19 protein-coding genes are annotated in these 25,414 nt (G+C 70.1%); 13 read left to right on the top strand and 6 right to left on the bottom strand.

The window, feature by feature from the left end:
* Positions 1 to 90 precede the first annotated feature (90 nt).
* Positions 91 to 1,380 carry a citrate synthase gene (locus tag OG407_RS19710; protein ID WP_033287238.1) on the top strand — a complete coding sequence of 430 codons (1,290 nt, stop codon included), beginning with the start codon at positions 91 to 93 and terminating at the stop codon, positions 1,378 to 1,380.
* Positions 1,381 to 2,303: 923 nt separating this feature from the next.
* On the opposite strand, the gene OG407_RS19705 is transcribed toward OG407_RS19710, so the two are convergent.
* The 3 genes from OG407_RS19705 to OG407_RS19695 all read right to left on the bottom strand — a co-directional run bounded on the left by OG407_RS19705 (position 2,304) and on the right by OG407_RS19695 (position 6,123).
* The gene (locus OG407_RS19705) at positions 2,304 to 4,598 is read right to left on the bottom strand and encodes a heavy metal translocating P-type ATPase (RefSeq protein WP_405859746.1); all 2,295 of its coding nucleotides are present in this window, start codon (positions 4,596 to 4,598) and stop codon (positions 2,304 to 2,306) included.
* Between the two features lie 242 nt (positions 4,599 to 4,840).
* Complete coding sequence (locus tag OG407_RS19700) at positions 4,841 to 5,080, bottom strand: heavy-metal-associated domain-containing protein (protein WP_328683234.1); 240 nt, start codon at positions 5,078 to 5,080, stop codon at positions 4,841 to 4,843.
* 92 nt (positions 5,081 to 5,172) lie between these two features.
* Positions 5,173 to 6,123, bottom strand: coding sequence for a PrsW family intramembrane metalloprotease (locus OG407_RS19695; RefSeq protein WP_405859744.1), 951 nt, complete (start codon positions 6,121 to 6,123; stop codon positions 5,173 to 5,175).
* Between the two features lie 61 nt (positions 6,124 to 6,184).
* Here OG407_RS19695 and OG407_RS19690 point away from each other — a divergent pair, with 61 nt between their 5' ends.
* A complete protein-coding gene (locus OG407_RS19690; protein ID WP_405859742.1) occupies positions 6,185 to 6,427 on the top strand; it encodes a hypothetical protein in 243 nt (80 codons plus the stop codon).
* Here OG407_RS19690 and OG407_RS19685 read toward each other — a convergent pair.
* A complete protein-coding gene (locus OG407_RS19685) occupies positions 6,405 to 7,100 on the bottom strand; it encodes a TetR family transcriptional regulator (RefSeq protein WP_405859740.1) in 696 nt (231 codons plus the stop codon). The genes OG407_RS19690 and OG407_RS19685 overlap by 23 nt on opposite strands.
* A 169-nt stretch (positions 7,101 to 7,269) precedes the next feature.
* Between OG407_RS19685 and OG407_RS19680 the strand changes: the two genes are divergently transcribed.
* Together OG407_RS19680 and OG407_RS19675 are read left to right on the top strand one after the other, a co-directional pair.
* Positions 7,270 to 9,558: an MMPL family transporter gene (locus OG407_RS19680; RefSeq protein ID WP_405859738.1), complete on the top strand. Its 2,289-nt coding sequence runs from the start codon at positions 7,270 to 7,272 to the stop codon at positions 9,556 to 9,558.
* Positions 9,527 to 10,570 carry a zinc-dependent alcohol dehydrogenase family protein gene (locus OG407_RS19675; protein WP_405868501.1) on the top strand — a complete coding sequence of 348 codons (1,044 nt, stop codon included), beginning with the start codon at positions 9,527 to 9,529 and terminating at the stop codon, positions 10,568 to 10,570. Before OG407_RS19680 ends, OG407_RS19675 begins: the two co-directional genes overlap by 32 nt.
* Here the strand turns inward: OG407_RS19675 and OG407_RS19670 are convergent.
* Together OG407_RS19670 and OG407_RS19665 are read right to left on the bottom strand one after the other, a co-directional pair.
* A complete protein-coding gene (locus tag OG407_RS19670) occupies positions 10,551 to 11,138 on the bottom strand; it encodes a GNAT family N-acetyltransferase (RefSeq protein ID WP_405859736.1) in 588 nt (195 codons plus the stop codon). The two genes, OG407_RS19675 and OG407_RS19670, sit on opposite strands and share 20 nt — an antisense overlap.
* Positions 11,139 to 11,238: 100 nt before the next feature.
* Positions 11,239 to 11,439 carry an AlpA family transcriptional regulator gene (locus OG407_RS19665; protein ID WP_019065707.1) on the bottom strand — a complete coding sequence of 67 codons (201 nt, stop codon included), beginning with the start codon at positions 11,437 to 11,439 and terminating at the stop codon, positions 11,239 to 11,241.
* Positions 11,440 to 11,893: 454 nt separating this feature from the next.
* On the opposite strand from OG407_RS19665, the gene iolC reads away from it, so the two are divergent.
* From iolC to OG407_RS19620, 9 genes are all read left to right on the top strand, one after another.
* Positions 11,894 to 12,844 (top strand): 5-dehydro-2-deoxygluconokinase, encoded by a 951-nt coding sequence (gene iolC / locus OG407_RS19660; RefSeq protein ID WP_405859734.1) that lies wholly within the window; start codon positions 11,894 to 11,896, stop codon positions 12,842 to 12,844.
* A gap of 134 nt (positions 12,845 to 12,978) precedes the next feature.
* Positions 12,979 to 13,911, top strand: a complete 933-nt coding sequence (locus OG407_RS19655; RefSeq protein ID WP_405868499.1) for a deoxyribose-phosphate aldolase — start codon at positions 12,979 to 12,981, stop codon at positions 13,909 to 13,911.
* A 10-nt stretch (positions 13,912 to 13,921) separates the two neighbouring features.
* Entirely contained in the window at positions 13,922 to 14,776 is an 855-nt protein-coding gene (gene iolB, locus OG407_RS19650; protein WP_405859732.1) for a 5-deoxy-glucuronate isomerase, read from the top strand.
* Positions 14,773 to 16,656, top strand: coding sequence for a 3D-(3,5/4)-trihydroxycyclohexane-1,2-dione acylhydrolase (decyclizing) (iolD, locus tag OG407_RS19645; RefSeq protein ID WP_405859730.1), 1,884 nt, complete (start codon positions 14,773 to 14,775; stop codon positions 16,654 to 16,656). Before iolB ends, iolD begins: the two co-directional genes overlap by 4 nt.
* A gap of 14 nt (positions 16,657 to 16,670) precedes the next feature.
* Positions 16,671 to 18,173: a CoA-acylating methylmalonate-semialdehyde dehydrogenase gene (gene mmsA / locus OG407_RS19640; RefSeq protein ID WP_405859728.1), complete on the top strand. Its 1,503-nt coding sequence runs from the start codon at positions 16,671 to 16,673 to the stop codon at positions 18,171 to 18,173.
* Positions 18,174 to 18,380: 207 nt separating this feature from the next.
* A complete protein-coding gene (locus tag OG407_RS19635; RefSeq protein ID WP_405859726.1) occupies positions 18,381 to 19,814 on the top strand; it encodes an APC family permease in 1,434 nt (477 codons plus the stop codon).
* Between the two features lie 160 nt (positions 19,815 to 19,974).
* Positions 19,975 to 22,788, top strand: a complete 2,814-nt coding sequence (locus OG407_RS19630; protein WP_405859724.1) for a CocE/NonD family hydrolase — start codon at positions 19,975 to 19,977, stop codon at positions 22,786 to 22,788.
* Complete coding sequence (locus OG407_RS19625; protein WP_328683247.1) at positions 22,785 to 23,648, top strand: ABC transporter permease; 864 nt, start codon at positions 22,785 to 22,787, stop codon at positions 23,646 to 23,648. Before OG407_RS19630 ends, OG407_RS19625 begins: the two co-directional genes overlap by 4 nt.
* 148 nt (positions 23,649 to 23,796) lie before the next feature.
* Positions 23,797 to 25,392, top strand: coding sequence for a von Willebrand factor type A domain-containing protein (locus OG407_RS19620; RefSeq protein WP_405859722.1), 1,596 nt, complete (start codon positions 23,797 to 23,799; stop codon positions 25,390 to 25,392).
* The last annotated feature ends 22 nt before the right edge of the window (positions 25,393 to 25,414 follow it).

The following is a 25,414-nucleotide window of genomic DNA, read 5'->3' as shown; positions in this document are numbered from 1 at the left end:
CCCCGAGTGCACTCTCCTGCGCCAAATGGGGGATGGTAGAGACAGTCAGGGCAACCTCGAAGAAGAGGCACAACGTCGGTGAGGGATGACGTGAGCGACAACTCTGTAGTACTGCGGTACGGCGACGGCGAGTACACCTACCCGGTGATCGACAGCACCGTCGGCGACAAGGGCTTCGACATCGGGAAGCTCCGCGCCCAGACCGGTCTGGTGACGCTGGACAGCGGTTACGGGAACACCGCCGCCTATAAATCCGCCATCACCTACCTCGACGGTGAGCAGGGCATCCTCCGGTACCGCGGCTACCCGATCGAGCAGCTGGCCGAGCGCTCCACCTTCGTGGAGGTCGCCTACCTGCTGATCAACGGCGAGCTGCCGACCGTCGACGAGCTCACCGTGTTCAAGAACGACATCACGCAGCACACCCTGCTGCACGAGGACGTCAAGAACTTCTACAAGGGCTTCCCGCGCGACGCCCACCCGATGGCGATGCTGTCGTCGGTCGTCTCGGCGCTGTCCACCTTCTACCAGGACAGCCACAACCCGTTCGACGAGAAGCAGCGCAACCTCTCCACGATCCGGCTGCTCGCCAAGCTCCCGACGATCGCGGCGTACGCGTACAAGAAGTCGATCGGCCACCCGTTCGTCTACCCGCGCAACGACCTCGGCTACGTCGAGAACTTCCTGCGCATGACCTTCTCGGTCCCGGCGCAGGAGTACGACCTCGACCCGGTCGTCGTCTCCGCGCTCGACAAGCTGCTGATCCTGCACGCGGACCACGAGCAGAACTGCTCCACGTCCACGGTCCGCCTCGTCGGCTCGTCCCAGGCGAACATGTTCGCGTCGATCTCGGCCGGCATCAACGCGCTGTGGGGCCCGCTGCACGGCGGCGCCAACCAGTCCGTCCTGGAGATGCTGGAAGGCATCCAGGCGAACGGCGGCGATGTCGACTCGTTCATCCGCAAGGTGAAGAACAAGGAGGACGGCGTCCGCCTGATGGGCTTCGGCCACCGGGTGTACAAGTCCTTCGACCCGCGCGCGAAGATCATCAAGGCGGCGGCGCACGACGTCCTCTCGGCCCTCGGCAAGTCCGACGAGCTGCTGGACATCGCGCTGAAGCTCGAAGAGCACGCGCTGTCGGACGACTACTTCGTCTCGCGCAACCTCTACCCGAACGTCGACTTCTACACGGGCCTGATCTACCGGGCCATGGGCTTCCCGACCGAGATGTTCACGGTCCTGTTCGCCCTGGGCCGCCTGCCGGGCTGGATCGCCCAGTGGCACGAGATGATCAAGGAGCCGGGTTCTCGTATCGGGCGCCCGCGCCAGATTTACACGGGCGTCGTCGAGCGGGACTTCGTTCCGGTCGAGGGTCGCTGAAGCACTCTGCCAAGAGCTCCGCTGGGTCCGCAGGTTGTTCGCTGCGGGCCCGGTGGGGGCTGGTCGCGCAGTTCCCCGCGCCCCTAAAAGCGGCAGTGCCCGGCGTCCCTGAGGGAAGGGGCGCTGCAGCACAGCAGCAACTCCGGAGCACTGCACCACTGCAAAATTCCGGACCATGGCAAGACGGCGCCCTTTCGACCCCCTCGCCCCACGTCGGCGAGTGAGCCGAAGGGGCGCGCCTGTGTCGAGAGCCCCACCGCGCTCGGCGCTGCGCGCCTCCGCGCGCTGGGGCTCTCGACACAGGCTTTGGCGCCCCGGAGGCGAACCGAGCCTAAAAAGGGATGGGAAGAAGGCGCCCTGCCGACGGTCCCCCCACGGGCCGGCGTACAGGGCGCCTTCCCATGTCCCGGTGCGGATTCCCCCCACGGGATCCGGCCGGGCGTCTTAGAGAACCAGCGCCTGAATCGCTGTACTGCGTACTGCCGAAGCCCGATGAAGCTGAGCCTCGTTGAGTAGAACGAGCAAAACTCCTCGTACTACTGGGTGGAGCCAGTGATGTGTGCGATCTGCCGGGACATCGCACGACGGGAGGGCCGCTCAAAGCTCCCCGGTGTACGTGTCCCGGCAACGCATCTCTGAGGAAGTCCCCCAAGACATCCTCAGATGCCAGTTCGCGCCCCCCAAGACGCTTGCTGACATCGTCAACTTAGACCTTCGAACCCCTTCGATGGTTACGTTCACACCACTGTGATCTGCGTCTCTTGCATATGTCCGTTAGGTGCGCAAGAGCCCCGATGTCGTGGTCGGGACCCCAGCGTAAGGATGATGCGCGAGCCTTGTGAAGAGCTTATGTGAGGCCGTCCTCGGTCTCTAGGGGGACTCTTACTTCGAGTTCCCGTAACTCCCGGTAACTTTGCGGAACTTCAGCGAAATGTCCGAAGTCGCAGGCTGTTGGAGACGACGAACACCGACGAGAAGGCCATCGCGGCTCCCGCGATCATGGGATTCAGCATCCCCGCGGCGGCCAGCGGGAGCGCCGCCAGGTTGTATCCAAAAGCCCACACGAGATTGCCCTTGATGGTGCCGAGCGTCCGCCGGGACAGCCGGATCGCGTCCGCGGCCACCCGCAGGTCCCCGCGCACCAGCGTCAGATCGCTCGCCTCGATCGCCGCGTCCGTCCCGGTGCCCATCGCGAGCCCGAGATCGGCGGTGGCGAGCGCGGCGGCGTCGTTCACGCCGTCGCCGACCATGGCGACGCTCCGCCCCTCGCCCTGCAGCCGTCGTACGACAGCGACCTTGTCCTCGGGCAGCACCTCGGCGATGACGTCCCCGGGGGCGATCCCGACGGCGGCGGCCACGGAATCGGCCACCGCGCGGTTGTCACCGGTCAGCAGCACCGGGGTGAGCCCGAGGGCCCGCAGCTGCCGTACGGCCTCGGCGCTGGTCTCCTTGACCGCGTCGGCGACCGCGACGACTCCGCGCGCCACTCCGTCCCAGCCGACCACCACGGCCGTACGTCCGCCGCTCTCGGCCTCGGAGCGGGCGCGGGCCAACTCCTCCGGGAGATCGTCGTAGAGGCGCCCCACGGCCACCTCACGGCCCTCCACGCGGCCGCGGACGCCACGGCCGGGCACGTTCTCGAAGTGCTCGGCCGACGGCAGCGGTCCGACCCGCTCCTCCGCGCCCGCCGCGACGGCCCGCGCGACGGGGTGCTCGGAGGCGTGCTCCAGGGCGCCCGCGAGCCGCAGCAGCTCCCGCTCGTCGGTGCCGTCGGCGACGTAGACCTCCCGGAGGGTCATGCGGCCGGTGGTGATCGTGCCGGTCTTGTCGAGTACGACCGTGTCGACGCGGCGGGTGGACTCCAGGACCTCGGGGCCCTTGATCAGGATGCCGAGCTGGGCGCCGCGGCCGGTGCCGACCATGAGGGCGGTCGGGGTGGCCAGGCCCAGCGCGCACGGGCAGGCGATGATCAGCACGGCGACGGCCGCGGTGAACGCGGCGGTCACGTCGCCGGTGACTCCGAGCCACACCCCGAACGTGCCGACCGCGATCAGCAGCACCACCGGCACGAAGATCCCGGAGATCCGGTCCGCGAGCCGCTGCACCTCCGCCTTGCCGTTCTGCGCGTCCTCCACCAGCCGCGCCATCCGCGCGAGTTGGGTGTCCGACCCGACACGACTGGCTGCTACGACGAGTCGCCCGCCGGCGTTCACGGTCGCGCCGGTTACCGTGTCACCCGGTGCCACGTCCACCGGCACCGACTCGCCGGTCAGCATCGACGCGTCGACCGCCGAGGCGCCCTCGACGACGGTGCCGTCGGTCGCGATCTTCTCCCCGGGCCGTACGACGAAACGGTCGCCGACCGCCAACTCGGCCACCGGCAGCCGTACTTCACGGCCGTCCCGCAGAACTGCCACGTCCTTGGCGCCCAGTTGCATGAGCGCGCGCAGGGCCGCGCCCGCACGGCGCTTCGAGCGGGCCTCCAGATAGCGGCCCAGCAGGATCAACGCGACGACTCCCGCGGCCACTTCGAGGTAGATCGTCGAGGCGCCGTCCGTACGCGAGACGGTGAGGCGGAACTCGTCGTGCATGCCGGCCATGCCCGCGTCGCCCCAGAACAGCGCCCACAGCGACCAGCCGAACGCGGCCAGCGTGCCGACCGAGACCAGGGTGTCCATGGTGGCGGCGCCGTGCCGCGCGTTGGTGAACGCGGCCCTGTGGAACGGGAGTCCGCCCCAGACGACGACGGGCGCGGCGAGGGTGAGCGCGAGCCACTGCCAGTTGTCGAACTGGAGGGCCGGAATCATCGAGAGCAGCACGACGGGTGTGGCGAGGAGGGCGGAGACGGTCAATCGCTCGCGCAGGGAGGCGAGTTCGGGATCCGGGGCGTCCTCAGGGGTTTCCGCCTCGGGCTCCGGGGGCGCGGGTTCCTCGGCGGTGTACCCGGTCTTCACCACGGTCGCGATGAGGTCGGCGACCTGGATGCCGGCCGGGTAGCTGACCTTCGCCTTCTCGGTCGCGTAGTTCACGGTGGCACTGACGCCGTCCATGCGGTTGAGCTTCTTCTCGACGCGGGCCGCGCAGGAGGCGCAGGTCATCCCTCCGATGAGCAACTCGACCTCGGCGGCGGCGGATTCGGGGGCCGCGGCTATGGGTGTCTCCGCGGCGGTGGTGGGCGTTGCTGTGGTGGTGGGTGTCGCTGTGGTGGTGCTGGTCATGTCCGGACTCCAGACATCGGACCGGACCGCGCGGAGCCAGTATCAGCTGGTCGGCACGGCCCGGTCGAAAAACGGAAGTGTCGTGCGGGGGCGTTCCCCTGGGAGTGCCGCGATGTGCCGTCGGTCGTCCGCGGCACCGTCGTGGCCGGTCGCGCCCCGCGGCGGAGCCGCATGTCGATACAGCCCCGCGCCCCTTTCGAGGGCGCCGTCGAACCGCGGCGGACTTCGCCCGATCCGCTGTTTCAGACCTGGCCGACGAGCTCGAAGCCGGCCTCGTCCACGGCCGCGCGGACCGCCTCGTCGGTGAGCGGGGCGGCGGATACGACCGTGACCTCGCCGGTCGACGCGACGGCCTTCACCGAGGTGACGCCCGGCAGCCCGGAGATCTCGCCGGAGACGGAGCCCTCGCAGTGTCCGCAGCTCATCCCGCTCACCTTGTAGACGGTGGTGACGGAACCCTGGGTGTCGGTCTGGGCGGTCATGTCGTTCTCCTCGTGGAGGCGTGTGGAGGCAGATGGGGGCAATGGGCGTCGAGTGGCCCACGGTGGCTCACTCTGTGTTCCACACTATACCCCTAGGGGGTATTTCTCCAAGAGGGATCGCGCCGGGCCAGGGACCGTACCCAGGCGATGCCGAGCAGGGCCACGAGCACCGTCCCGCCCACCGAGAACACCGTGAACAGGTGCTCCTGCTGGTCGGTCGGAGTCGGGATGTACCCCTGGGCGAACAGCTGCTTGTCCAGGCCCGTGCCCGACAGCCGGGCGACCAGCCAGATGGCGATGCCGTGCGTCGAGTCCCACAGGGCGTGCAGCAGGGAGACGCCGAGATACGTGCCGACGACCGGGGCGGTGAACCGGAACCGCCCGTTCAGCTGCCGGTACGTGAGCAGGACGCCACCCGCGATCGCCGTCCACAGGCCGTGTCCGAAGGGTGCGAGGACCCCGCGCAGGATCTCGGTCTCCAGGAGTGCCCGCAGATCGATGCCCTTGGTGGAGACGGCCGCGTTGAAGGCGTACCCGGCGCTCTCCAGGGCGGCGAAGCCGAAGCCGACCGTCGCGCCGAGCACCAGTCCGGCGCGCATCCCGTGCAGCCGGGGCTGCCGGCGCAGCACGAACATCAGCGCCCCCAGTTTCACGGCCTCCTCGATGAGGCCGACGCCGACGAACATCCACAAGGAGGGGTGCAGCAGGTAGTACTCCATCACCGAGGCGCCCAGCACCCCGAGCGTGCCGCCGGTCAGGAAGCAGCCCAGGATCACGCTGACGCCCAGGTCGCGTCCGTGTCGTTCGTACGCCCACAGGACGAAGGTCACCGGCACCAGGAAGCTGCCGAGCAGGATCAGCGTCGGCAGCAGGGTGGTGTTCTTCGTCGCGTACGTGACCAGCGCGGTCAGCACCCACAGCGCCAGCCCGCCGCCCAGACAGTGCTTCCACCGGCCGGTACGGATCTGGGGGTACGTCGGCGGCGGCTGCTGCGGCCCGGGGATACGGGCCCGGGGCGCACCGGGCGGCGGAGAGTAGGTCACGGCAAATCCCCTCGTACTCCTACAGGGCAGATTTACCGGCACTTTATGGTAGATACACCGCATGCCGCAGTCCGGGACGCTCGTCCTGATCACGGCCATCGCCGTACCGGCACCCCGGCCGGCCTACGTGATCGGCCGCCGACTCCCGGTCCCGTCGGTCATCGCCGAGATCCTGCCGGGCATCCTCGCCGGTGTCGGCGTACTCGGCTGGGCGGGCGACGGACAGGTGATCGACACCCTCTCCGGGGCGGAGGCAGTCGTCCTGGATGCGGAGGAAGCCGTCAGGGGGTCCGGGACGTGGTGAGGTTCCCCGGGGTCCCGTTTTCGATCCCGTTCTCGGTCCGGTACGCGGCCCTGTTCTCGGCGACCACCGGCGCCAGATAGCGGATCAGGACCTTCTTCAGCTCCAGGGTGTAGGCCTCGCGCTCGGCGCCCTCGTGGGAGAGGACCAGTTCGAGGCCGGCCTTGTAGAGGCCCAGGCACATGCGGGCGGTGCGGGTGACGTCGGCGGCGGGGGCGTCGGGCAGGAACACCGCGATCACCGTCTCTATCCCGGTGAGCAGGTTCGCGTGCAGCGCGTCGTGGTCCTCGGCGAGCCGGCCGGGGATGTCCGGGCCGTGCATCAGCGCGAAGAACACCGGGTGCCGGCAGTTGAACGCGGTGAAACGGTCGACCACCGCCCCGACCGCCTCCTCCAGCGGGGTCGACGGGTCGACCGGGGCGAGCGCCTCGCCGTACATGTCCCGCATCTCGTGCAGCAGCCGGTCGCCCAGCTCGATCGCGATCGCTTCCTTGTTCGGGAAGAACTGGTAGAGCGTGCCCGGTGAGACGCCGGCCTCGCGGGCGATGGCGTTGGTGCTGGACGCGGTGTAGCCCGTCGTACAGAAGACGGAGGCGGCGGCCTCCAGCAGCTGGGCGATGCGGCGCTCGCCGCGGGCCTGGCGGCGGGGGCCTGTCTTCTCCTGGTCCACGGACACGAGTTATCCCCAGCTCTCCGAACGGCGTTGACAAACACGAGCGGTCGCTCGCATTCTGGTGCTCCGGCGAAACGCGAGCGGTATCTCGTGTTTCCCATTCTATTGCAGGGCCGACCCATGCCACCGCTCTGCGCGGAGGCCGGGTCGAGGTGAAGGGGAGCACCGCACGATGACCGAAGTCAACAGCCCACCGCGGCTCGGGGGATGGACACGTTTCGTGACCGCCCGCCCCCGGTTGTCGCTGCTCGTCGCCCTGGTGCTCACCGCGCTCGCCGTGGTCGCCGGCAGCGGAGTCGCCGACCGGCTGGGCAGCGGCGGCTGGGAGGACCCGAACGCCCAGTCGACGTACGCCACCAAGGCGCTGGAGCGCGAGTTCCCGGCCTCGCAGCCCAACCTCCTGCTGCTCGTCGACTCCGGTACCGCCTCCGTGGACGACCCGGCGGTCACAGCCGAGGCCGACCGCCTCACCGCACGCCTGGCGAGCGAGCCGGGCATCACCGGTGTCGGTTCCTACTGGCAGACCAAATCCCCATCCCTGCGCGCGAAGGACGGGCACGAGGCGCTGATCGCCGCCCACCTCACGGGCGACGAGAAGGCGACGAACGACACCCTGGACCGCATCGCGCCCACCCTCCGGGGCACGCACGGCCCGGTGCACGTGAAGGTCGGCGGCACCGTCGCCGTCCGCCACGAGATGCAGACGATCATCAAGGAGGACCTGGCCCGTGCCGAGATGATCGCCCTGCCGCTGACCCTGCTCCTGCTGGTGATGGTCTTCGGCTCAGCGATCGCGGCCCTGCTGCCCCTGGGCATCGGCATCGTCGCGATCCTCGGGACCAACGCGGTGCTGCGCGGCCTCACGGAGTTCACCGACGTCTCGGTCTTCGCGATGAACCTCACCACGGCCCTGGGCCTCGGACTGGCCATCGACTACGCCCTGTTCATCGTCCGCCGATTCCGCGAGGAACTGGCCACCGGCGCCGACCCGTTGACGGCCATCGCCACCACCCTGCGCACGGCCGGCCGCACGGTGCTCTTCTCCGCCCTCACGGTCGCGGTGTCCCTGGCCGCGATGCTCGTCTTCCCGATGTACTTCCTGCGCTCCTTCGCCTACGCGGGCATCGCCGTGGTCCTCCTGGCCGCGGCAGCCGCCCTGATCCTCCTCCCGGCGGCCCTGCTGCTGCTCGGCCACCGGGTCAACTCCCTCGATCTACGGCGCCTGTTCCGCCGAGGCCGCCCGGCGAAGGTCTCCGGCGAGGAGGGCACGGGCTGGGCCCGCACAGCGAGCCTGGTGATGCGCAGGGCCCCCTTCTTCGCCCTCGCCACCACAGCCGTCCTGGTCCTCCTCGGACTGCCCTTCCTGGGCGTCAGGTTCGGCACCGCGGACGACCGCCAACTGCCCTCGGGCGCCGAGTCGCACGTCGTGCAGCAGCACATCCGCGACGGCTTCCCGGGCAACCCCGGCGGCGGCCTCGAAGTGCTCGCCGAGGGACGGGCGACACCGGCGCAGTACAGCGCGTACAAGTCCCGGATCGCCCAACTCCCCGAGGTGGCACGGGTGGACGGCCCCCTGGTGAAGGGCGACTCGGCGTACTTCACGGTGCTGCCCAAGGGCGAGGCGGTCGACTCGGCGGCCCAACACCTGGTCGGCGACCTGCGTGCCACGGACGCCCCCTTCACCACCCAGGTGACCGGCACGGCGGCCGTCCTGGTCGACTCCAAGCACGCGATAGCCACCCGCCTGCCCTGGGCGGCCGCACTCATCACCGTCGTCACCCTGCTCCTGGTCTTCCTCCTGACCGGCAGCGTCCTGATCCCGATCCAGGCGGTCCTGCTCAACGCGCTCAGCCTCACGGCGATGTTCGGCGCGGTCGTCTGGGTCTTCCAGGACGGCCACCTCTCCGGCCTCCTCGGCTTCACCAGCACCGGCTCCATAGAGACCACCCTCCCGGTCCTGATGTTCTGCGTGGCCTTCGGACTCTCCATGGACTACGGCGTGTTCCTGCTCTCCCGCATCAAGGAGGAGTACGACCGCACGGGCGACCACAACGAGGCGGTCCGCCACGGCCTCCAGCGCACAGGCGGCCTGATAACCGCCGCCGCCGTCATCCTCGCGGTGGTGATGGTCGCGATCGGCACGTCCCGCGTCACCAACACCAAGATGCTGGGGCTGGGCATCGCCCTCGCGGTACTCATGGACGCGATGATCGTCCGGAGCCTGCTGGTCCCGGCGGTGATGAAGCTGACGGGACGGGCGACTTGGTGGGCGCCGGGTCCGTTGCGAAGGTTCCACGACCGGTTCGGCTTGAGAGAGGCTGAGACTGAGCGCCCCGAAAGGGGCGCGGGGCTGCATCAATATGCGGCTCCGCCGCGGAGCGCGACCGGCCACGACGATCCCGCAGACAAAAACGGCGATGGGAGCCCAAGTGAAAGCGGTGGTGTTCGAGCAATACGGTGACCCCGCCGAGGTACGAGACGTACCCGACCCTCAGCCCGCAAACCACGGAGTAATCGTCCGTGTCGAAGCCACCGGCCTCTGCCGAAGCGACTGGCACGGCTGGCAGGGCCACGACCCCGACATCACATTGCCCCACGTCCCGGGCCACGAACTGGCCGGCGTGGTCGAGACGGTAGGCACCCGGGTCACCAACTGGCACCCCGGCGACCGAGTGACCGTCCCGTTCGTGTGCGCCTGCGGAACCTGCGCAACCTGCGCGTCCGGCGACCAACAGGTCTGCGAGCGCCAGACCCAGCCCGGTTTCACCCACTGGGGTTCCTTCGCCCAGTACGTCGCCCTGGACCACGCCGACGTGAACCTGGTCGCGATGCCGGACGAGATGACCTTCGCGACGGCAGCCTCGCTGGGCTGCCGGTTCGCGACGGCGTTCCGCGCGGTGGTGCAGCGGGGCCGGGTCGCGCCGGGGGAGTGGGTCGCGGTGCACGGCTGCGGGGGAGTCGGGCTGTCGGCGGTGATGATCGCGGCGGCTGCGGGCGCCAGGGTCATCGCGGTCGACATCTCACCCCAAGCACTCGCGCTGGCAAGGAAGTTCGGGGCGACGGAGTGCGTGGACGGCGCGAGCACCCCGGACACGGCACAGGCGGTACGCGAACTCACCGGCGGCGGCGCCCACTTGTCGCTGGACGCCCTGGGTTCCCCGGCGACCTGCGCCGCCTCGGTGAACGGCCTGCGCCGACGGGGCCGCCACATCCAGGTCGGCCTCCTCCCCTCCCCGTCCGGCACGACCCCCGTCCCCATGGCCCGCGCGATCGCCCTGGAACTCGAACTCCTCGGCAGCCACGGCATGGCGGCCCACACCTACCCACCCATGCTGGAACTGGTCCGCTCGGGAGTACTCCGCCCCGACCTCCTGGCCACCGCCACGATCACCCTGGACGAGACCCCGGCGGCACTGTCCGCGATGGGCACGGCACCGGGAGCGGGGGTGACGATCATCGAACCGTGGAGTTGAGCGCGGCCTCGGGGTACCCGCGGTGCACGCTCCACTCGCGATCCAGCACGCCCATGACCACCTCGTCGACCCACTCCCCGTCCCGCGACTGGGCCTCGCGCAGCACACCTTCGACCACGAACCCGACCTTCTCGTACACCCGCCGGGCCCGGTGATTGTTGCCGTAGACCTCCAACTGGACGCGATGCAGGCCCAGTTGCTCGAATCCGTAGCCGAGGATCAGGCGGGTCGCCTCCGTGCCGATGCCCCGGCCGCGGCCACGGGGGCCGATGAGGGTGCGGAAAGTGCAGCTGCGGGCGGCGGGATCCCACTCGAACAGGACGACCTCGCCGAGGAGTTCGCCGGTGGCGGGGTCGGTGACGGCGAGGTCGAGGCGGTCGGGCTGGGTGGCCCGGGCGCCGTAGACGGAACGCAGTCGCTCCAGGGTGAGTTCGGTCGACGGCTCGAAGGTGAAGCGGACGATCTCCGGGTCCTGGATCAGCTGCCATATCGGATCGGCGTCCGACGCGGTGAAGGGGCGGAGGACGGTCTTCTCGCCGGTGAGGACGGGTTTGGCGGAGAGGTTCATCCGGGGATCCTCGGCCGCGGCCGGTCGTACCGGCAACCGGATTGCCCGCCCGCGGAGGCGGTACCGGGCGCCCGGTACCGCCTCCGCGCACCCGCTCGGCTCAGTCGTCCCTACGCCCCCGGTTCCCCGGCCGGGATGCCACCCAGGCGCGGACCGTGTCGGCGTACCAGTAGGGCTTGCCGCTCTCCACGTGGTCGGGCGGGGGCAGCAGGCCGTGCTTGCGGTAGGAGCGGACGGTGTCGGGCTGGACGCGGATGTGGGCCGCGATTTCCTTGTACGACCAGAGCCGTCGGTCGGTCATGAGTGCACCTCCCTGCGCGCGCCGCGGCGGCGGCCGGGGGCGGCCGTCGGGGGAGCCGTGCGCTGCGCTGGCGATCACAAGCCTGTGCCGGGTGAACGACGCGGAGTGAGGGACGGGAAGCGCCTGTCGACCGGGTGTGACGCAAAACCCGCGTACACGCGATATGTGTGACACGAGGGGTGCTTTTGTGACACAGGTGAAGCAAAGGCGCACGCGGGCGCAAGGGCGCGGCGCGTTGACTACGCCGCAGTGGACCCGCACTCGACAAACAACCTGTCCCGGCCGCCCCCCCATGCAAGCCCTTACCCCCAACCCACTCCCATCTCGTCCGAATGTCTGGACAAAACATTGACAGGGCTCGGGGCACGGGACTACAAACCGTGGAGAGCCGAAACGAAGCCGCTCCGCATCCGGTCCTCAGGGGGTCCGGACGCGCGGGCGCGAAGGGAAGTCGATGGCGTACGACCTGATCACCATGGGGCGGCTAGGGGTGGACCTCTATCCGCTGCAGACGGGCGTGCCGCTGCCCCAGGTGACGACCTTCGGGAAGTTCCTCGGCGGCTCGGCGGCGAACGTCGCGGTCGCCGCCGCCCGGCTGGGCCGCGAGGTCGCCCTGGTCTCGCGCACCGGCGACGACCCCTTCGGCACCTACCTGCACGAGGCGCTGCGCGACTTCGGCGTCGACGACCGCTGGGTCACCCCGGTCCCGGGCCTGCCGACCCCGGTCACCTTCTGCGAGATCTTCCCGCCGGACGACTTCCCGCTGTACTTCTACCGCCGGCCCAAGGCCCCGGACCTGGAGATCGACGCCCACGCGCTCGACCTGGACGCGATCCACGAAGCCCGCATCTTCTGGATCACCGGCACCGGCCTGAGCGAGGAGCCCAGCCGTACGGCCACGCTCGCGGCCCTCGCCCACCGCGCCAAGTCCGGTACGACGGTCTTCGACCTCGACTGGCGGCCCATGTTCTGGTCCGACCCGAGCGCGGCCCGCCCCTTCTACGAAGAGGCCCTCCGCCACACCACCGTCGCCGTCGGCAACCTCGACGAGGTCGAGGTCGCCACCGGCGTGCGCGAACCGCACGCCGCCGCCCGCGCCCTCCTGGACGCCGGTGTCGAACTCGCCGTCGTCAAGCAGGGCCCCAAGGGTGTCCTGGCCGTGCACCGCGACGGTACGACCGCCGAGGTGCCCCCGCTGCCCGTGACCGTCCTCAACGGACTCGGCGCCGGTGACGCCTTCGGCGGCTCGCTGTGCCACGGCCTGCTGTCCGGCTGGGACCTGGAGAAGATCATGCGGCACGCCAACGCGGCCGGCGCGATCGTCGCCTCCCGCCTGGAGTGCTCCTCCGCGATGCCCACCGTCGCCGAGGTCGAGGGCGCGATCGCCGCCGGAGCGGTTCTGTGAGGGCCGGCCGCGTGGCGGGCGCCGAGCACGGGGGCGAGTACGAGGGCCAGTACGAGGGCGGGGACGGCGTGGCGCACGCGCACGGGGACCAGGACACCAGGGACGACGTCTCCGGCCACGAAGGCACCACCGGCATTGGCACCGGCATCGGCACTGGTGGCACAGGCACTGGCACCCGCACCGGCCCCCGCGTCGACATCTCGGAACTCGTCCGCGTCCGCTCCCGCCACCCCGAGGCGATCGCCGAGGCCGCCGCCCGCCGCGTCCGGCGCCCGCTGCTCAACGACGCCGGCCGCCTGATGATCGTCGCCGCCGACCACCCGGCCCGCGGCGCGCTCGGCGTCGGCGAGCACAAGTTCGCCATGGCCAACCGCGCCGAACTGCTCGAACGCCTCTGCCTCGCCCTCTCCCGGCCCGGCGTCGACGGCGTCCTCGCGACCGCCGACATCCTCGACGACCTGCTGCTCCTCGGCGCCCTCGACGGCAAGGTCGTCATGGGCTCGATGAACCGAGGCGGCCTCCAGGGCGCGAGCTTCGAACTCGACGACCGCTTCACCGGCCACCGCGCCCAGGACATCGAGCGCCTCAACTTCGACGCCGGCAAGCTCCTCCTGCGCATCGACTACGACGACCCGGGCTCCCTCACCACCCTGGAGTCCACCGCCCGTGCCATCGACGACATGGCGGCGCGTCAACTCCCGCTGTTCGTCGAGCCGTTCATCAGCCGCCGCACCGACGAGGGCAAGCTGACGAACGACCTCTCCGCCGACGCCGTCATCAAGTCCATCGCCATCTCCTCGGGCCTGGGCGGCACTTCGGCCTACACCTGGCTCAAGCTCCCCGTCACCGAGAACCCGGACGACATGGCCCGGGTCATGGAGACCTCCACCCTCCCCGCCGTGCTCCTGGGCGGCGAGGTCGGCGACGACCAGGACGGCGCCTACGAGAAGTGGCGCGGCGCCCTCCAACTCCCCACCGTGCGCGGCCTGGTGGTCGGCCGCTCGCTGCTCTACCCGCCGGACGGAGACGTCTCCGCCGCCGTGGACACCGCCGTAGGACTGCTGTGAGGGCCGCCTTATGACGACCGCCGAGCCGTACGTCTCCGAGTCGTACGTCCCCGAGCTGTACGTCCCCAAGGGCTCCGCCGCCAACGCGCAGTACGTTGTGGACATCGACCCGGAGCGGGCCGGCTGGACCCACAGCAGTCTGCGGGTCGTCGAGCTGGGGCCGGGCGGGACACACCACTTCACCACCGGTGACAGCGAGTGGATCGTGCTTCCGCTCAGCGGTGGATGTACCGTGCGAATTGCGGACGAAGAGTTCCAACTCCTGGGCAGGGAAAGCGTGTTCGCCGGAGTCACCGACTTCGCGTACGTGCCCCGCGACGCCCAGGCCAAGATCGCCTCCGGCGCGGGAGGCCGCTTCGCCCTGGCAGGAGCGAAGTGCGAGCGACGACTCCCCGCTCGCTACGGCCCCGCGCCGGAGGTTCCGGTGGAACGACGCGGCGACGGCACCTGCCTTCGCCGCGTCCGCAACTTCGCCTCGGCCGACGCCTTCGACTGCGACAAGCTGATCGCCGTGGAGGTGATCACTCCCGGCGGCAACTGGTCCTCGTACCCGCCCCACAAGCACGACGAACAACGGCCGGGCGAGGAAGCCGAGTTGGAGGAGATCTACTACTTCGAGATCGACGGCCCGAACGGTTTCGGCTATCAGCGCGTATTCCCCTCCCGTGAGGGCGGATCCGACGTCCTCGCGGAGGTCCGCTCCGGCGACGCCGTGCTCGTGCCCGATGGCTGGCACGGCCCGTCGATCGCCCAGCCGGGTCACGACATGTACTACCTGAACGTCATGGCGGGGCCGGGTGGAACGAGGGAGTGGCGGATCTGCTTCCACCCGGACCACGTTGAAAGCACAGGTGGTTACCGATGACCTCGACGACCAGGCTGACGGTCGCACAGGCACTCGTACGGTTCCTGTCCGTCCAGTACACCGAACGCGACGGCGTACGGCGGCGGTTGATCGACGCGACCTGGGGCATCTTCGGCCACGGCAACGTGGCCGGCCTCGGCCAGGCCCTCATCGAATACGCCGATGAGATGCCCTACCACCAGGGCCGCAACGAACAGTCCATGGTCCACGCGGCGGTCGGCTACGCGCGTCAGTCAAATCGCCTGGCCGCACACGCCGTTACGACGTCGATCGGCCCCGGCGCCACCAACCTCGTCACCGGCGCCGCCCTCGCCACCATCAACCACCTCCCGGTCCTGCTCCTCCCCGGCGACACCTTCGCCGGCCGCCCCGCCGACCCGGTGCTCCAGCAGCTCGAAGTCCCGTACGCGGGCGATGTGTCGGTCAACGACTGCCTGCGCCCGGTGTCGAAGTACTTCGACCGCGTCACCCGGCCGGAAGCGCTCATCCCCGCCGCCCTGAACGCCATGCGCGTGCTGGCCGACCCCGTCGAGACCGGGGCCGTAACTCTCGCTCTCCCGCAGGACGTTCAGGCCGAGGCGTACGACTGGCCGGACGAGTTCTTCGCCGAACGCACCTGGTACGTAAGGCGACCGGCGGCCGACCCGGCCGAACTCGCCGAAGCGGTAAGGGCAGTTCGGGCGGCCAAGCGTCCCCTGATCATCGCGGGCGGCGGAGTCCACCACAGCCGCGCGGAGGCGGCCCTCGCGGAGTTCGCGTCGGCCACCGGCATCCCGGTCGCCTCCACGCAGGCTGGCAAGGGCTCCCTGAACCACGACCACCCCCAGGACGTCGGCGGCATCGGCCACACCGGCACCGCGACCGCCGACGAACTCGCCCGCCTGGCCGACCTGGTGATCGGTATCGGCACCCGTTACACCGACTTCACCACCGGCTCCCACACCCTCTTCGAACGCCCCGGAGTCCGCTTCCTCAACCTCAACATCGGTGCCTACGACGGCCACAAGCTCGCCGGACAGCCACTGATCGCGGACGCGCGCGACGGACTCACCGCGCTGGCAAGGGAGTTGGGCGGCGACGCGTACCGGGTTGCCCCGTCCTACATCGCCGAGTACCGCGAGGACAAGGAGCGTTGGGAGCAACGCGTCGACGCCTGCTACGAGGCCGAGGAACCCGACGTACGCCCCACACAGCCCCAAGTCCTGGGCGCACTGGACGAGATCGTCGACGAGTCCGACATCCTCATCAACGCGGCCGGTTCGCTCCCCGGCGATCTGCACAAGCTGTGGCGGACGCGGTCGTTCGACCAGTACCACCTGGAGTACGGCTACTCCTGCATGGGCTACGAGATCCCGGCCGCGATCGGCGTGAAGCTGGCCGCGCCGGACCGGCCGGTGTGGGCGCTGGTCGGCGACGGCACGTATCTGATGATGCCGACGGAGATCGTGACCGCCGTACAGGAAGGCATCGCGATCAAGGTGGTGCTGATACAGAACCACGGGTACGCCTCGATAGGCGGCCTGTCGGAGTCGGTGGGCGGCGAGCGCTTCGGCACGGCGTACCGCCACCAGGCGGACGACGGCACCTACACCGGCGCCCCGCTCCCCGTCGACCTCGCCGCCAACGCGGCCAGCCTCGGCATGCGCGTGCTGCGCGCGAAGACCGTCAGCGACTTGCGCGAGGCACTCGCCGTGGCGCGGGCGGCCGACACTCCCACATGTGTCTACGTGGAGACCGAAACCGCAGACACAGTGTCGGGCGCGCCTCCCGCGCAGGCCTGGTGGGATGTACCTGTGGCCGCGACCGCGACCCGGTCGTCCGCGGTCAAGGCACGTGAGCTGTACGAACGGCACGTCTCCACCCGACGCCGCCATCTGTGAAGGAGCATCTGGGCATGACGAAGATCGTCAACCACTGGATCGGCGGCAAGACCGTCGAAGGCGCGTCGGGCACGTACGGGCCGGTCACCGACCCGGCGACCGGCGCGGTCACCACCAAGGTCGCCTTCGCGACCGTCGACGAGGTCGACGCGGCCGTCGCCGCCGCCAAGGACGCGTACGCGACCTGGGGCACGTCGTCCCTCGCCAAGCGCACCACGATCCTGTTCAAGTTCCGCGCGCTGCTGGACGCCAACCGGGACGCGATCGCCGAGCTGATCACCGCCGAGCACGGCAAGGTGCACAGCGACGCGCTGGGCGAGGTCGCGCGCGGCCTGGAGATCGTCGACCTGGCGTGCGGGATCACCGTGCAGCTGAAGGGCGAGCTGTCGACGGAGGTCGCGAGCCGCGTCGACGTGTCGTCGATCCGTCAGCCGCTGGGCGTGGTCGCGGGCATCACGCCGTTCAACTTCCCGGCGATGGTGCCGATGTGGATGTTCCCGATCGCCATCGCGACCGGCAACACCTTCGTCCTCAAGCCGTCCGAGAAGGACCCGTCGGCGTCCCTGAAGATCGCCGAACTGCTGGCCGAGGCAGGCCTTCCCGACGGCGTCTTCAACGTCGTCAACGGCGACAAGGTGGCCGTGGACCGCCTCCTTGAGCACCCGGACGTCAAGGCGGTCTCCTTCGTCGGCTCGACGCCCATCGCCCGCTACATCCACACCACGGCCGCCGCGAACCACAAGCGAGTCCAGGCCCTGGGCGGCGCCAAGAACCACATGCTGGTCCTCCCGGACGCCGACCTCGACGCGGCGGCGGACGCGGCCGTGAGCGCGGCCTACGGCTCGGCGGGCGAGCGCTGCATGGCCATCTCGGCCGTCGTCGCGGTCGGTTCGATCGGCGACGAGCTGGTGGAGAAGATCCGCGAGCGCGCCGAGAAGATCAAGATCGGCCCCGGCAACGACCCGACGTCGGAGATGGGCCCGCTGATCACCGCGGTCCACCGCGACAAGGTGGCGTCCTACGTCACCGGCGCGGCGGCCGAGGGCGCGGAGGTCGTCCTCGACGGCACCGGCTACACGGTCGAGGGCTTCGAGGACGGCCACTGGATCGGCATCTCCCTGCTCGACAAGGTGCCGACGACGGCGAAGGCGTACCAGGACGAGATCTTCGGCCCGGTCCTCTGCGTCCTGCGCGTCGACACGTACGACGAGGGCGTGGCGCTGATCAACGCCTCCCCCTTCGGCAACGGCACCGCGATCTTCACCCGCGACGGCGGCGCCGCCCGCCGCTTCCAGCTGGAGATCGAGGCCGGCATGGTCGGCGTCAACGTCCCGATCCCGGTCCCGGTGGGCTACCACTCGTTCGGTGGCTGGAAGGACTCCCTCTTCGGGGACCACCACATCTACGGCAACGACGGCACGCACTTCTACACCCGCGGCAAGGTCGTCACGACCCGCTGGCCGGACCCGGCGGACGGCCCGTCGGGCGTGGACCTGGGCTTCCCGCGCAACCACTGAGAATCGCCAAGCTCGACACATGGGGCCGTCCGGATCGCGGACGGCCCCATTTTTTCGCCTACGACGGCTGCGGTTCCCGTAGCGCTCGCAGGCGGGACCGATACTGCCTCCGGGTGCCGAATACGGCACTCCGGCCGGACTGGATCAACGGATTCCGTAGGTGAACACCCATTGACGTGATGGTTTCCGTCAATGTTCCATCAGCGCGTGACCGACACCCTCCCCACTGCCGAAGCAGCCGGAACAGCCATGGCCGAGGCGCCGGACACCTCCGGGCGTCCGCAACAGCTGAAGCGCTCCATCGGCATCGTCGGCGGCACGCTCCTCACGCTCTCCTGCGTGACACCGGCGTCGACGCTCTTCGTGGTCGTCCCCGACCTGTTCGGCTCGCTCGGCACCGCGACCGCTCTCACGATCGCGATCGGCTCCGTCCTCTGCGTCGCCGTGGCGTTCTGCTACTCGGAGCTGGGCACCCTCATCCCCAGCGCGGGCGGCGAGTACGCGATGGTGTCGACGCTGGCGGGCCGCCTGGCAGGCTGGCTGGTCTTCGTCCTGTCCCTCCTGGTCGTGATGATCGTCCCGCCGGTGATAGCGATGGGCACGGCGGACTACCTGGCCCCGATCGCCCACCTGAACCCGTCCATGACCGGCGCCGGAGTGATGCTCCTGGCCACCCTGGCAGGCTTGTTGGACCTGCGGGCCAACGCGTGGATCACGGGCATCTTCCTGGTCCTGGAGGTCATAGCGGCAGGAGTCGTAGCCCTCCTGGGTTTCACCCACAGCCACCGAGGCATCGGCAGCCTGACCTCGATGCAGGTCGCGGGCACGGCCGGCCACACGGACACGGTGACGGCGATGCTGGTGGTCTCGGGCCTGGCGATAGCCCTCTTCGTCACGCAGGGCTTCTCGACGGCGGTCTACCTCTCCGAGGAGTTGGAGAACCCGCGCCGCAACGTGGCCCGCACGGTCCTGGCCACCCTCGCGATCTCGACGGTGATCATCCTGGTCCCGGTGGTCGCGATCACGATGGGCGCGAACGACCTCTCAACGCTGACCGGCGGAGACATAAGCACGATGGTGACGGCCTGGTCCAACTCCGCGGTGGGCACCTTCGTCAGCCTCTGCGTAGCCCTCGCGATCATCAACGCCGGCATCGTCATGGTCATCCAGAACTCCCGAGTCCTCTTCGCCTCGGCAAGGGACAAGGCCTGGCCCCACCCGGTCAACACGGTCTTCTCGAAACTCGGCCGCTTCGGCTCCCCATGGGTCGCCACGCTCGCCGTAGGCATCCCCGGCGCGATCCTCTGCTTCGTCAACCTCGACACCTTGTACGGCGTGACAGGCGTCTCGGTAACCGGCATGTACCTCCTGGTCGCGGTAGCCGCCCTGCTCTCCCGCCGCGGCCAACACAGGCACACGCAGGCGTGGCGCATGCCCCTGTGGCCCGCGATGCCGATCCTGCTGATAGCAGTACTGGCCTACATCCTCACCCAGCAGGAGACGACCTACTTGCTGTGGACGGGCGGGATAGTGACGGTGGCCACTCTGTACTGGGCCCTGTACCTACGCCCGCGCAGGGAGACCCGCTGGCTGATCTCACTCCCTGAGGAGGACGAAGCCCCGAAGGGGCAAGTCCTCTAGGGGCGCGGGGAACTGCGCGACCAGCCACAACGAACGCGCACCCGGCACTCAACAGAAGCTCCCACCCCGGAGGCCGTACACCAAGCGCGGTACACACCTAACCCCCGGTTCACCCCAGGGTCTGCCCCAACTGTCAGAGACGCCCCGTACCGTTGAACGCATGGATCTTCGACTGCCCGGGCTGCAAGGCCTACGACGACTACGACACCCCCGGCGCTGGCTGGCAGCCACCGCAGCCGTCGTCGTGCTCGCCGCCGCCGGCACCTGGACGGCCGCAGCCTCGGACACCACACCCCCGGTCCACCAGACAGACCGCATGATGGCGATCGACGGCGTCACCCTGGACACCTCGTACTTCACGACGGGCGGATCAGCCCGCCGCCCCGCCGTCCTCCTTGCCCACGGCTTCGGCGGCAGCAAGACCGACGTACGCAAAGAAGCCCAGGACCTCGCCAAAGACGGCTACGCGGTACTGACCTGGTCCGCCCGCGGCTTCGGCAAGTCCACCGGCAAGATCGGCCTGAACGACCCGTCCGGCGAGGTCAAGGACGTATCGAAGCTGATCGACTGGCTGGCGAAGCAACCGGACGTCCAGCTCGACAAACCAGGCGACCCGCGCGTGGGCATGGCAGGCGGTTCCTACGGAGGAGCCATCTCCCTCCTCGCCGCCGGTTACGACGACCGGGTGGACGCGATCGCCCCGGCGATCACGTACTGGAACCTCGCGGACGCCCTGTTCCCGAACGGCGTCTTCAAGAAGCTCTGGGCCGGCATCTTCATCAACTCCGGCGGCGGCTGCGCCAAGTTCGAGCCCGCGCTGTGCCGGATGTACGACCGGGTCGCCGAGTCCGGAAAGCCGGACGCCCAGGCCCGCGCACTCCTCGAAGCCCGTTCACCGTCGGCCGTGGCGACGCACATCAACGTCCCGACCCTCCTGCTCCAGGGCCAGACCGACTCCCTCTTCCCGCTCGGCCAGGCCGACGCGGCCGAGAAGGCGATCCGCGCGAACGGCGCCCCCGTGGACGTCGACTGGATCGCGGGCGGCCACGACGGCGGCGACATGGAGACGAGCCGCGTCCAGGCACGCGTGACGTCCTGGTTCGACCGGTACCTGAAGGACGACAAGAACACCGACACCGGCCCCGCGTTCCGCGTCACCCGCACCGGAGGCGTGGACTCCACGGACGGCGCCGCCCTGCTGCGCGGCGCGAGCGGCAGCGCGTACCCCGGCCTGGAGAGCGACCCGCGCACGATCGCCCTGACCGGCCGTCGCGAGCAGTCCTTCACCAACCCGGCCGGCGCCAGCCCACCCGCCATCTCGGCCCTGCCCGGCCTCGGCAGCACCGGCGGCCTCTCGCAACTCTCCTCCCTGGGCATCGGGGTGTCCCTCGACTTCCCCGGCCAGTACGCGGCGTTCGACTCGGCCCCCGTCACCAAGAGCCTCCGCATCACCGGCTCGCCCACGGTCACCGTCCACGTCAAGTCGACCAGCGACGACACCGTCCTCTTCGGCAAGGTCTACGACGTAGGCCCGGGCGGCACCCAACAGGTGCTCCCCTCCCAGCTGGTGACCCCCCTCAGGGTCGACGGCACCAAGGCCGGCAAGGACGTCACGATCACCCTCCCTGCCATCGACCACGACGTCCAGAGCGGCCACCACCTGCGCCTGGTCCTCGCCTCGACGGACCTCGGCTACGCCTCCCCGGCGGCCCCGGCGACGTACACCGTCACCCTGAAGAGCGACCTCAAGGTACCGACGGCCCCCGGCGTCACGACCGCGGCGGCGACCCTCCCGTCCTGGGTGTGGTGGCTCCCGCTCGCGGGCGCGGCGATCGCCGCGGCCCTGCTCCTGACCGGCCGCAGGCGCACGGCATCGACACCCCCCGCCCCCGAACTGGCCGAAGTCCCGCTCCAGATCACCGACTTGAGCAAGCGGTACGCGAAGTCGGCGGACCGGTACGCGGTACGGGACCTGTCCTTCCGCGTCGAGAAGGGTCAGGTGCTCGGCCTCCTGGGTCCGAACGGCGCGGGCAAGACGACCACCCTGCGCATGCTGATGGGCCTGATCAAGCCGGACGCCGGTGAGATCAGGGTCTTCGGCCACGCGATCCGCCCGGGCGCACCGGTGTTGTCCAGGGTCGGCGCGTTCGTCGAGGGCGCGGGCTTCCTCCCGCACCTCTCGGGCCGCGAGAACCTGGAGCTGTACTGGCAGGCGACCGGACGCCCGCCCGAGGACGCCCACTTGGAGGAGGCCCTGGAGATCGCGGGCCTCGGCGACGCGCTCGCCCGCGCGGTCCGCACCTACTCCCAGGGCATGCGCCAGCGCCTCGCCATCGCCCAGGCCATGCTGGGCCTCCCCGACCTCCTCATCCTCGACGAACCGACCAACGGCCTCGACCCGCCCCAGATCCGCGAGATGCGCGAGGTGATGATCCGCTACGCGGAAGCAGGCCGCACGGTCATCGTCTCCAGCCACCTCCTCGCCGAGGTCGAACAGACCTGTACCCACCTCGTGGTCATGGACCGCGGCCGCCTCGTCCAGGCGGGCCCGGTCGCCGAGATCGTCGGCTCCGGAGACAGCCTCCTCGTGGGCCTCGCGGCCGACATCTCCGACCCCCTGGTGGAGAAGATCGCCGCCCTCCCGGACGTGGAGTCGGTGGCCCGCGCGGAGGGCGGCCTGCTGGTGCGGCTGGCGCCGGGTGACGAGTTGGTGTCCGTCAACTCCCCGACAAGCGGGGCGAGTTCACCCGTCGGCGCGGCTTCCGCAGCCACGCCTGGCGTCGCCGTCGCCGAGGCTTCCGACACCGCACGCGACGCACCGACATCCCTGCCCCCCTCACCCTCCACCCACGGCTCGCCCACCGCGGCCCGCCTCCTCGTAGAACTCGTACGACTCGAAGTCCCCGTCTCCTCGGTCGGCCCGCACCGCCGGCTCGAAGACGCCTTCCTCACCCTGATCGGAGGTTCCGCATGAGCACGCTCGCCGAGCCCGTCGAGGTGGCCTCCGGCTACCGGGCCGGCCGCACCCTGCCCCTACGGGTGGAGCTGGTCCGGCAGTTGAAGCGGCGCCGCACACTGGTCATGGGCGGCATCCTCGCCGCGCTGCCCTTCATCCTGGTCGCCGCCTTCGCGATCGGTGGCACCCCGGGCGACCGCGGCTCCCAGCTGACGCTGATGGACACGGCCACCTCGTCCGGCGCCAACTTCGCCGCGGTGAACCTGTTCGTGTCGGCCGGCTTCCTCCTGGTCGTCCCGGTCGCCCTGTTCTGCGGGGACACGGTCGCCTCGGAGGCCAGCTGGTCCTCCCTGCGCTATCTGCTCGCGGCACCCGTGCCGAGAGCCCGCCTCCTGTGGTCCAAGCTGGTCGTCGGGCTGAGCCTCAGCCTCGCCGCGATGATCCTGCTCCCGCTCGTCGCCCTCGCCGTCGGCACCGCCGCCTACGGCTGGGGCCCGCTGGAGCTGCCCACCGGCGGCGCGATCGGCGCGGGCACGGCGGCCCAACGCCTGCTGGTCGTCGTGGCGTTCATCTTCGTGTCCCAACTGGTCACCGCCGGGCTCGCGTTCTGGCTCTCGACCAAGACCGACGCACCCCTGGGCGCGGTCGGCGGCGCGGTCGGCCTGACCATCGTCGGCAACGTCCTGGACGCCGTCACGGCCCTCGGCCACTGGCGCGACTTCCTGCCCGCACACTGGCAGTTCGCGTGGGCGGACGCCGTACAGCCCCATCCGGAGTGGTCCGGCATGATCCAGGGCACGGCGGTCTCCGTTACCTACGCCATCGTCCTGTTCGCCCTGGCCTTCCGGGGTTTCGCCCGCAAGGACATCGTGTCGTAGGTCACCGGAGGATCTCCGACCGGTCTCGACGGGCCTTGATCGCGACCCCTTCGAGACGCTTCCGCAACGCCCCGTAGCGCACATTCCCGCCCCCTCCGCCGTCACAGTCGCAAGAAGTCGACGTCAACGGACCGAGGGGGCACGGGAGATGGAGACCAACCGAACACGACCGGGCGAGCTGCCGGGGGAGCGGTCACACCACCGCACCCGGCGTGTGCGCACCACCCTGCTCGCCCTCACCGCCGCGGGCGGCCTGCTGCTCACGGGCTGCGGCGCGGGCGGCGGCGGCAGCAACTCCGGCAACTCGGGCGCGGCGAACCGGTCCGGCTTCCCGGCACCGGCCCCGCCCGTCGCCTCCGGTGGTGACAACAGCAGCGAACAGGACGGCGAGCAGACCGGCACCCCCGCCGACAAGGTCGCCCCGTCCCCCGACTACCTCTCCACCTTCGCCCTCGACGTGGACACCGCGTCCTACGGCTACGCCCGCCGCGTCCTCGCCGACGGCCAACGCCCCGACCCGTCCACGATCCGCCCCGAGGAGTTCGTCAACAGCTTCCGCCAGGACTACGGCCGCCCCGACGGCAACGGCTTCACGGTCACCGTCGACGGCGCCCGCACCGACATGAGCAACTGGTCCCTCGTCCGCGTGGGCCTCGCCACCCGCACCGCCGACTCCAGCGACGAACGCCCGCCCGCCGCCCTGACGTTCGTCATCGACGTCTCCGGCTCGATGAGCGAGACGGGCCGCCTGGACCTCGCGAAGAAGTCCCTCGACGACATGACCGACCGACTCCGCGACGACGACTCGGTCGCGCTCGTCACCTTCAGCGACGAGGCCGAGACCGTCCTCCCGATGACCCGTCTCGACGGCCACCGCGGCCAAGTCCACGACGCCATCGACGAGTTGGAGACCCAGTCCTCGACCAACCTCGGCGCGGGCGTCGAGACCGGCTACGCCACCGCCACCGAGGGCCTGCGCAAGGGCGCCACCAACCGCGTGGTCCTCATCTCCGACGGCCTCGCCAACACCGGTGACACCAACGCCGATTCGATCCTCGACCGCATCGCGGACGAACGCCGCGACCACGGCATCACCCTCTTCGGCGTCGGCGTCGGCAGCGACTACGGCGACGCCCTGATGGAGAAACTCGCCGACAAGGGCGACGGCCACACCGCGTACGTCTCGAACGACGCCGACGCGCGCAAGGTCTTCGTCGACCAACTCCCGCAGAACATCGACCTCACGGCCCGCGACGCCAAGGCCCAGGTCGCCTTCGACCCCGAGACGGTTGCGCAGTTCCGGCTCATCGGCTACGAGGACCGCAAGGTCGCCGACGACGACTTCCGCGATGACAACGTCGACGGCGGCGAGATCGGCCCCGGCCACACCGTGACCGCCCTCTACGCCGTCCGCACCAGGCCCGGCGCCGACGGTCACCTCGCCACCGCGAGCGTCCGCTGGCTCGACCCCAACACCCGCGCCCCGCACGAGGAATCGGGCCAACTGGAGACCGACGCCCTGCACGACTCCCTGAGCAGCGCCCCGAACACCTTCCAAGTCACCGCCGTGGCCGCCTACTTCGCCGACACCCTCCGCTCACCCGAGGACAGCGCGGGCACCCTGCCCGGCAACCCCGGCCTCGGTCAACTCGCCGCCCGCGCCCACACGTTGGCGAAGAAAACGGAAGACACGGACGTACGACAGCTCGCCGAGGCGATCGACGAGGCCCGCCGAATCGACTGAACCCACCGGAACCGCACAGACC

It is taken from the genome of Streptomyces sp. NBC_01515, from assembly GCF_045040345.1.
In the GTDB taxonomy this organism is placed as follows: Bacteria; Actinomycetota; Actinomycetes; order Streptomycetales; family Streptomycetaceae; genus Streptomyces.
This window is presented reverse-complemented; position numbering and strand designations above follow the sequence as displayed.

What these genes read in the sequence shown, in the direction of transcription:
- OG407_RS19705 (WP_405859746.1), bottom strand. Translation starts at nt 4,598, where the DNA reads ATGACCAGCACCACCACAGCGACACCCACCACCACAGCAACGCCCACC.
- OG407_RS19700 (WP_328683234.1), bottom strand. Translation starts at nt 5,080, where the DNA reads ATGACCGCCCAGACCGACACCCAGGGTTCCGTCACCACCGTCTACAAG.
- OG407_RS19690 (WP_405859742.1), top strand. Translation starts at nt 6,185, where the DNA reads ATGCCGCAGTCCGGGACGCTCGTCCTGATCACGGCCATCGCCGTACCG.
- OG407_RS19680 (WP_405859738.1), top strand. Translation starts at nt 7,270, where the DNA reads ATGACCGAAGTCAACAGCCCACCGCGGCTCGGGGGATGGACACGTTTC.
- OG407_RS19670 (WP_405859736.1), bottom strand. Translation starts at nt 11,138, where the DNA reads ATGAACCTCTCCGCCAAACCCGTCCTCACCGGCGAGAAGACCGTCCTC.
- OG407_RS19665 (WP_019065707.1), bottom strand. Translation starts at nt 11,439, where the DNA reads ATGACCGACCGACGGCTCTGGTCGTACAAGGAAATCGCGGCCCACATC.
- iolC (WP_405859734.1), top strand. Translation starts at nt 11,894, where the DNA reads ATGGCGTACGACCTGATCACCATGGGGCGGCTAGGGGTGGACCTCTAT.
- iolB (WP_405859732.1), top strand. Translation starts at nt 13,922, where the DNA reads ATGACGACCGCCGAGCCGTACGTCTCCGAGTCGTACGTCCCCGAGCTG.
- iolD (WP_405859730.1), top strand. Translation starts at nt 14,773, where the DNA reads ATGACCTCGACGACCAGGCTGACGGTCGCACAGGCACTCGTACGGTTC.
- mmsA (WP_405859728.1), top strand. Translation starts at nt 16,671, where the DNA reads ATGACGAAGATCGTCAACCACTGGATCGGCGGCAAGACCGTCGAAGGC.
- OG407_RS19630 (WP_405859724.1), top strand. Translation starts at nt 19,975, where the DNA reads ATGGATCTTCGACTGCCCGGGCTGCAAGGCCTACGACGACTACGACAC.
- OG407_RS19625 (WP_328683247.1), top strand. Translation starts at nt 22,785, where the DNA reads ATGAGCACGCTCGCCGAGCCCGTCGAGGTGGCCTCCGGCTACCGGGCC.
- OG407_RS19620 (WP_405859722.1), top strand. Translation starts at nt 23,797, where the DNA reads ATGGAGACCAACCGAACACGACCGGGCGAGCTGCCGGGGGAGCGGTCA.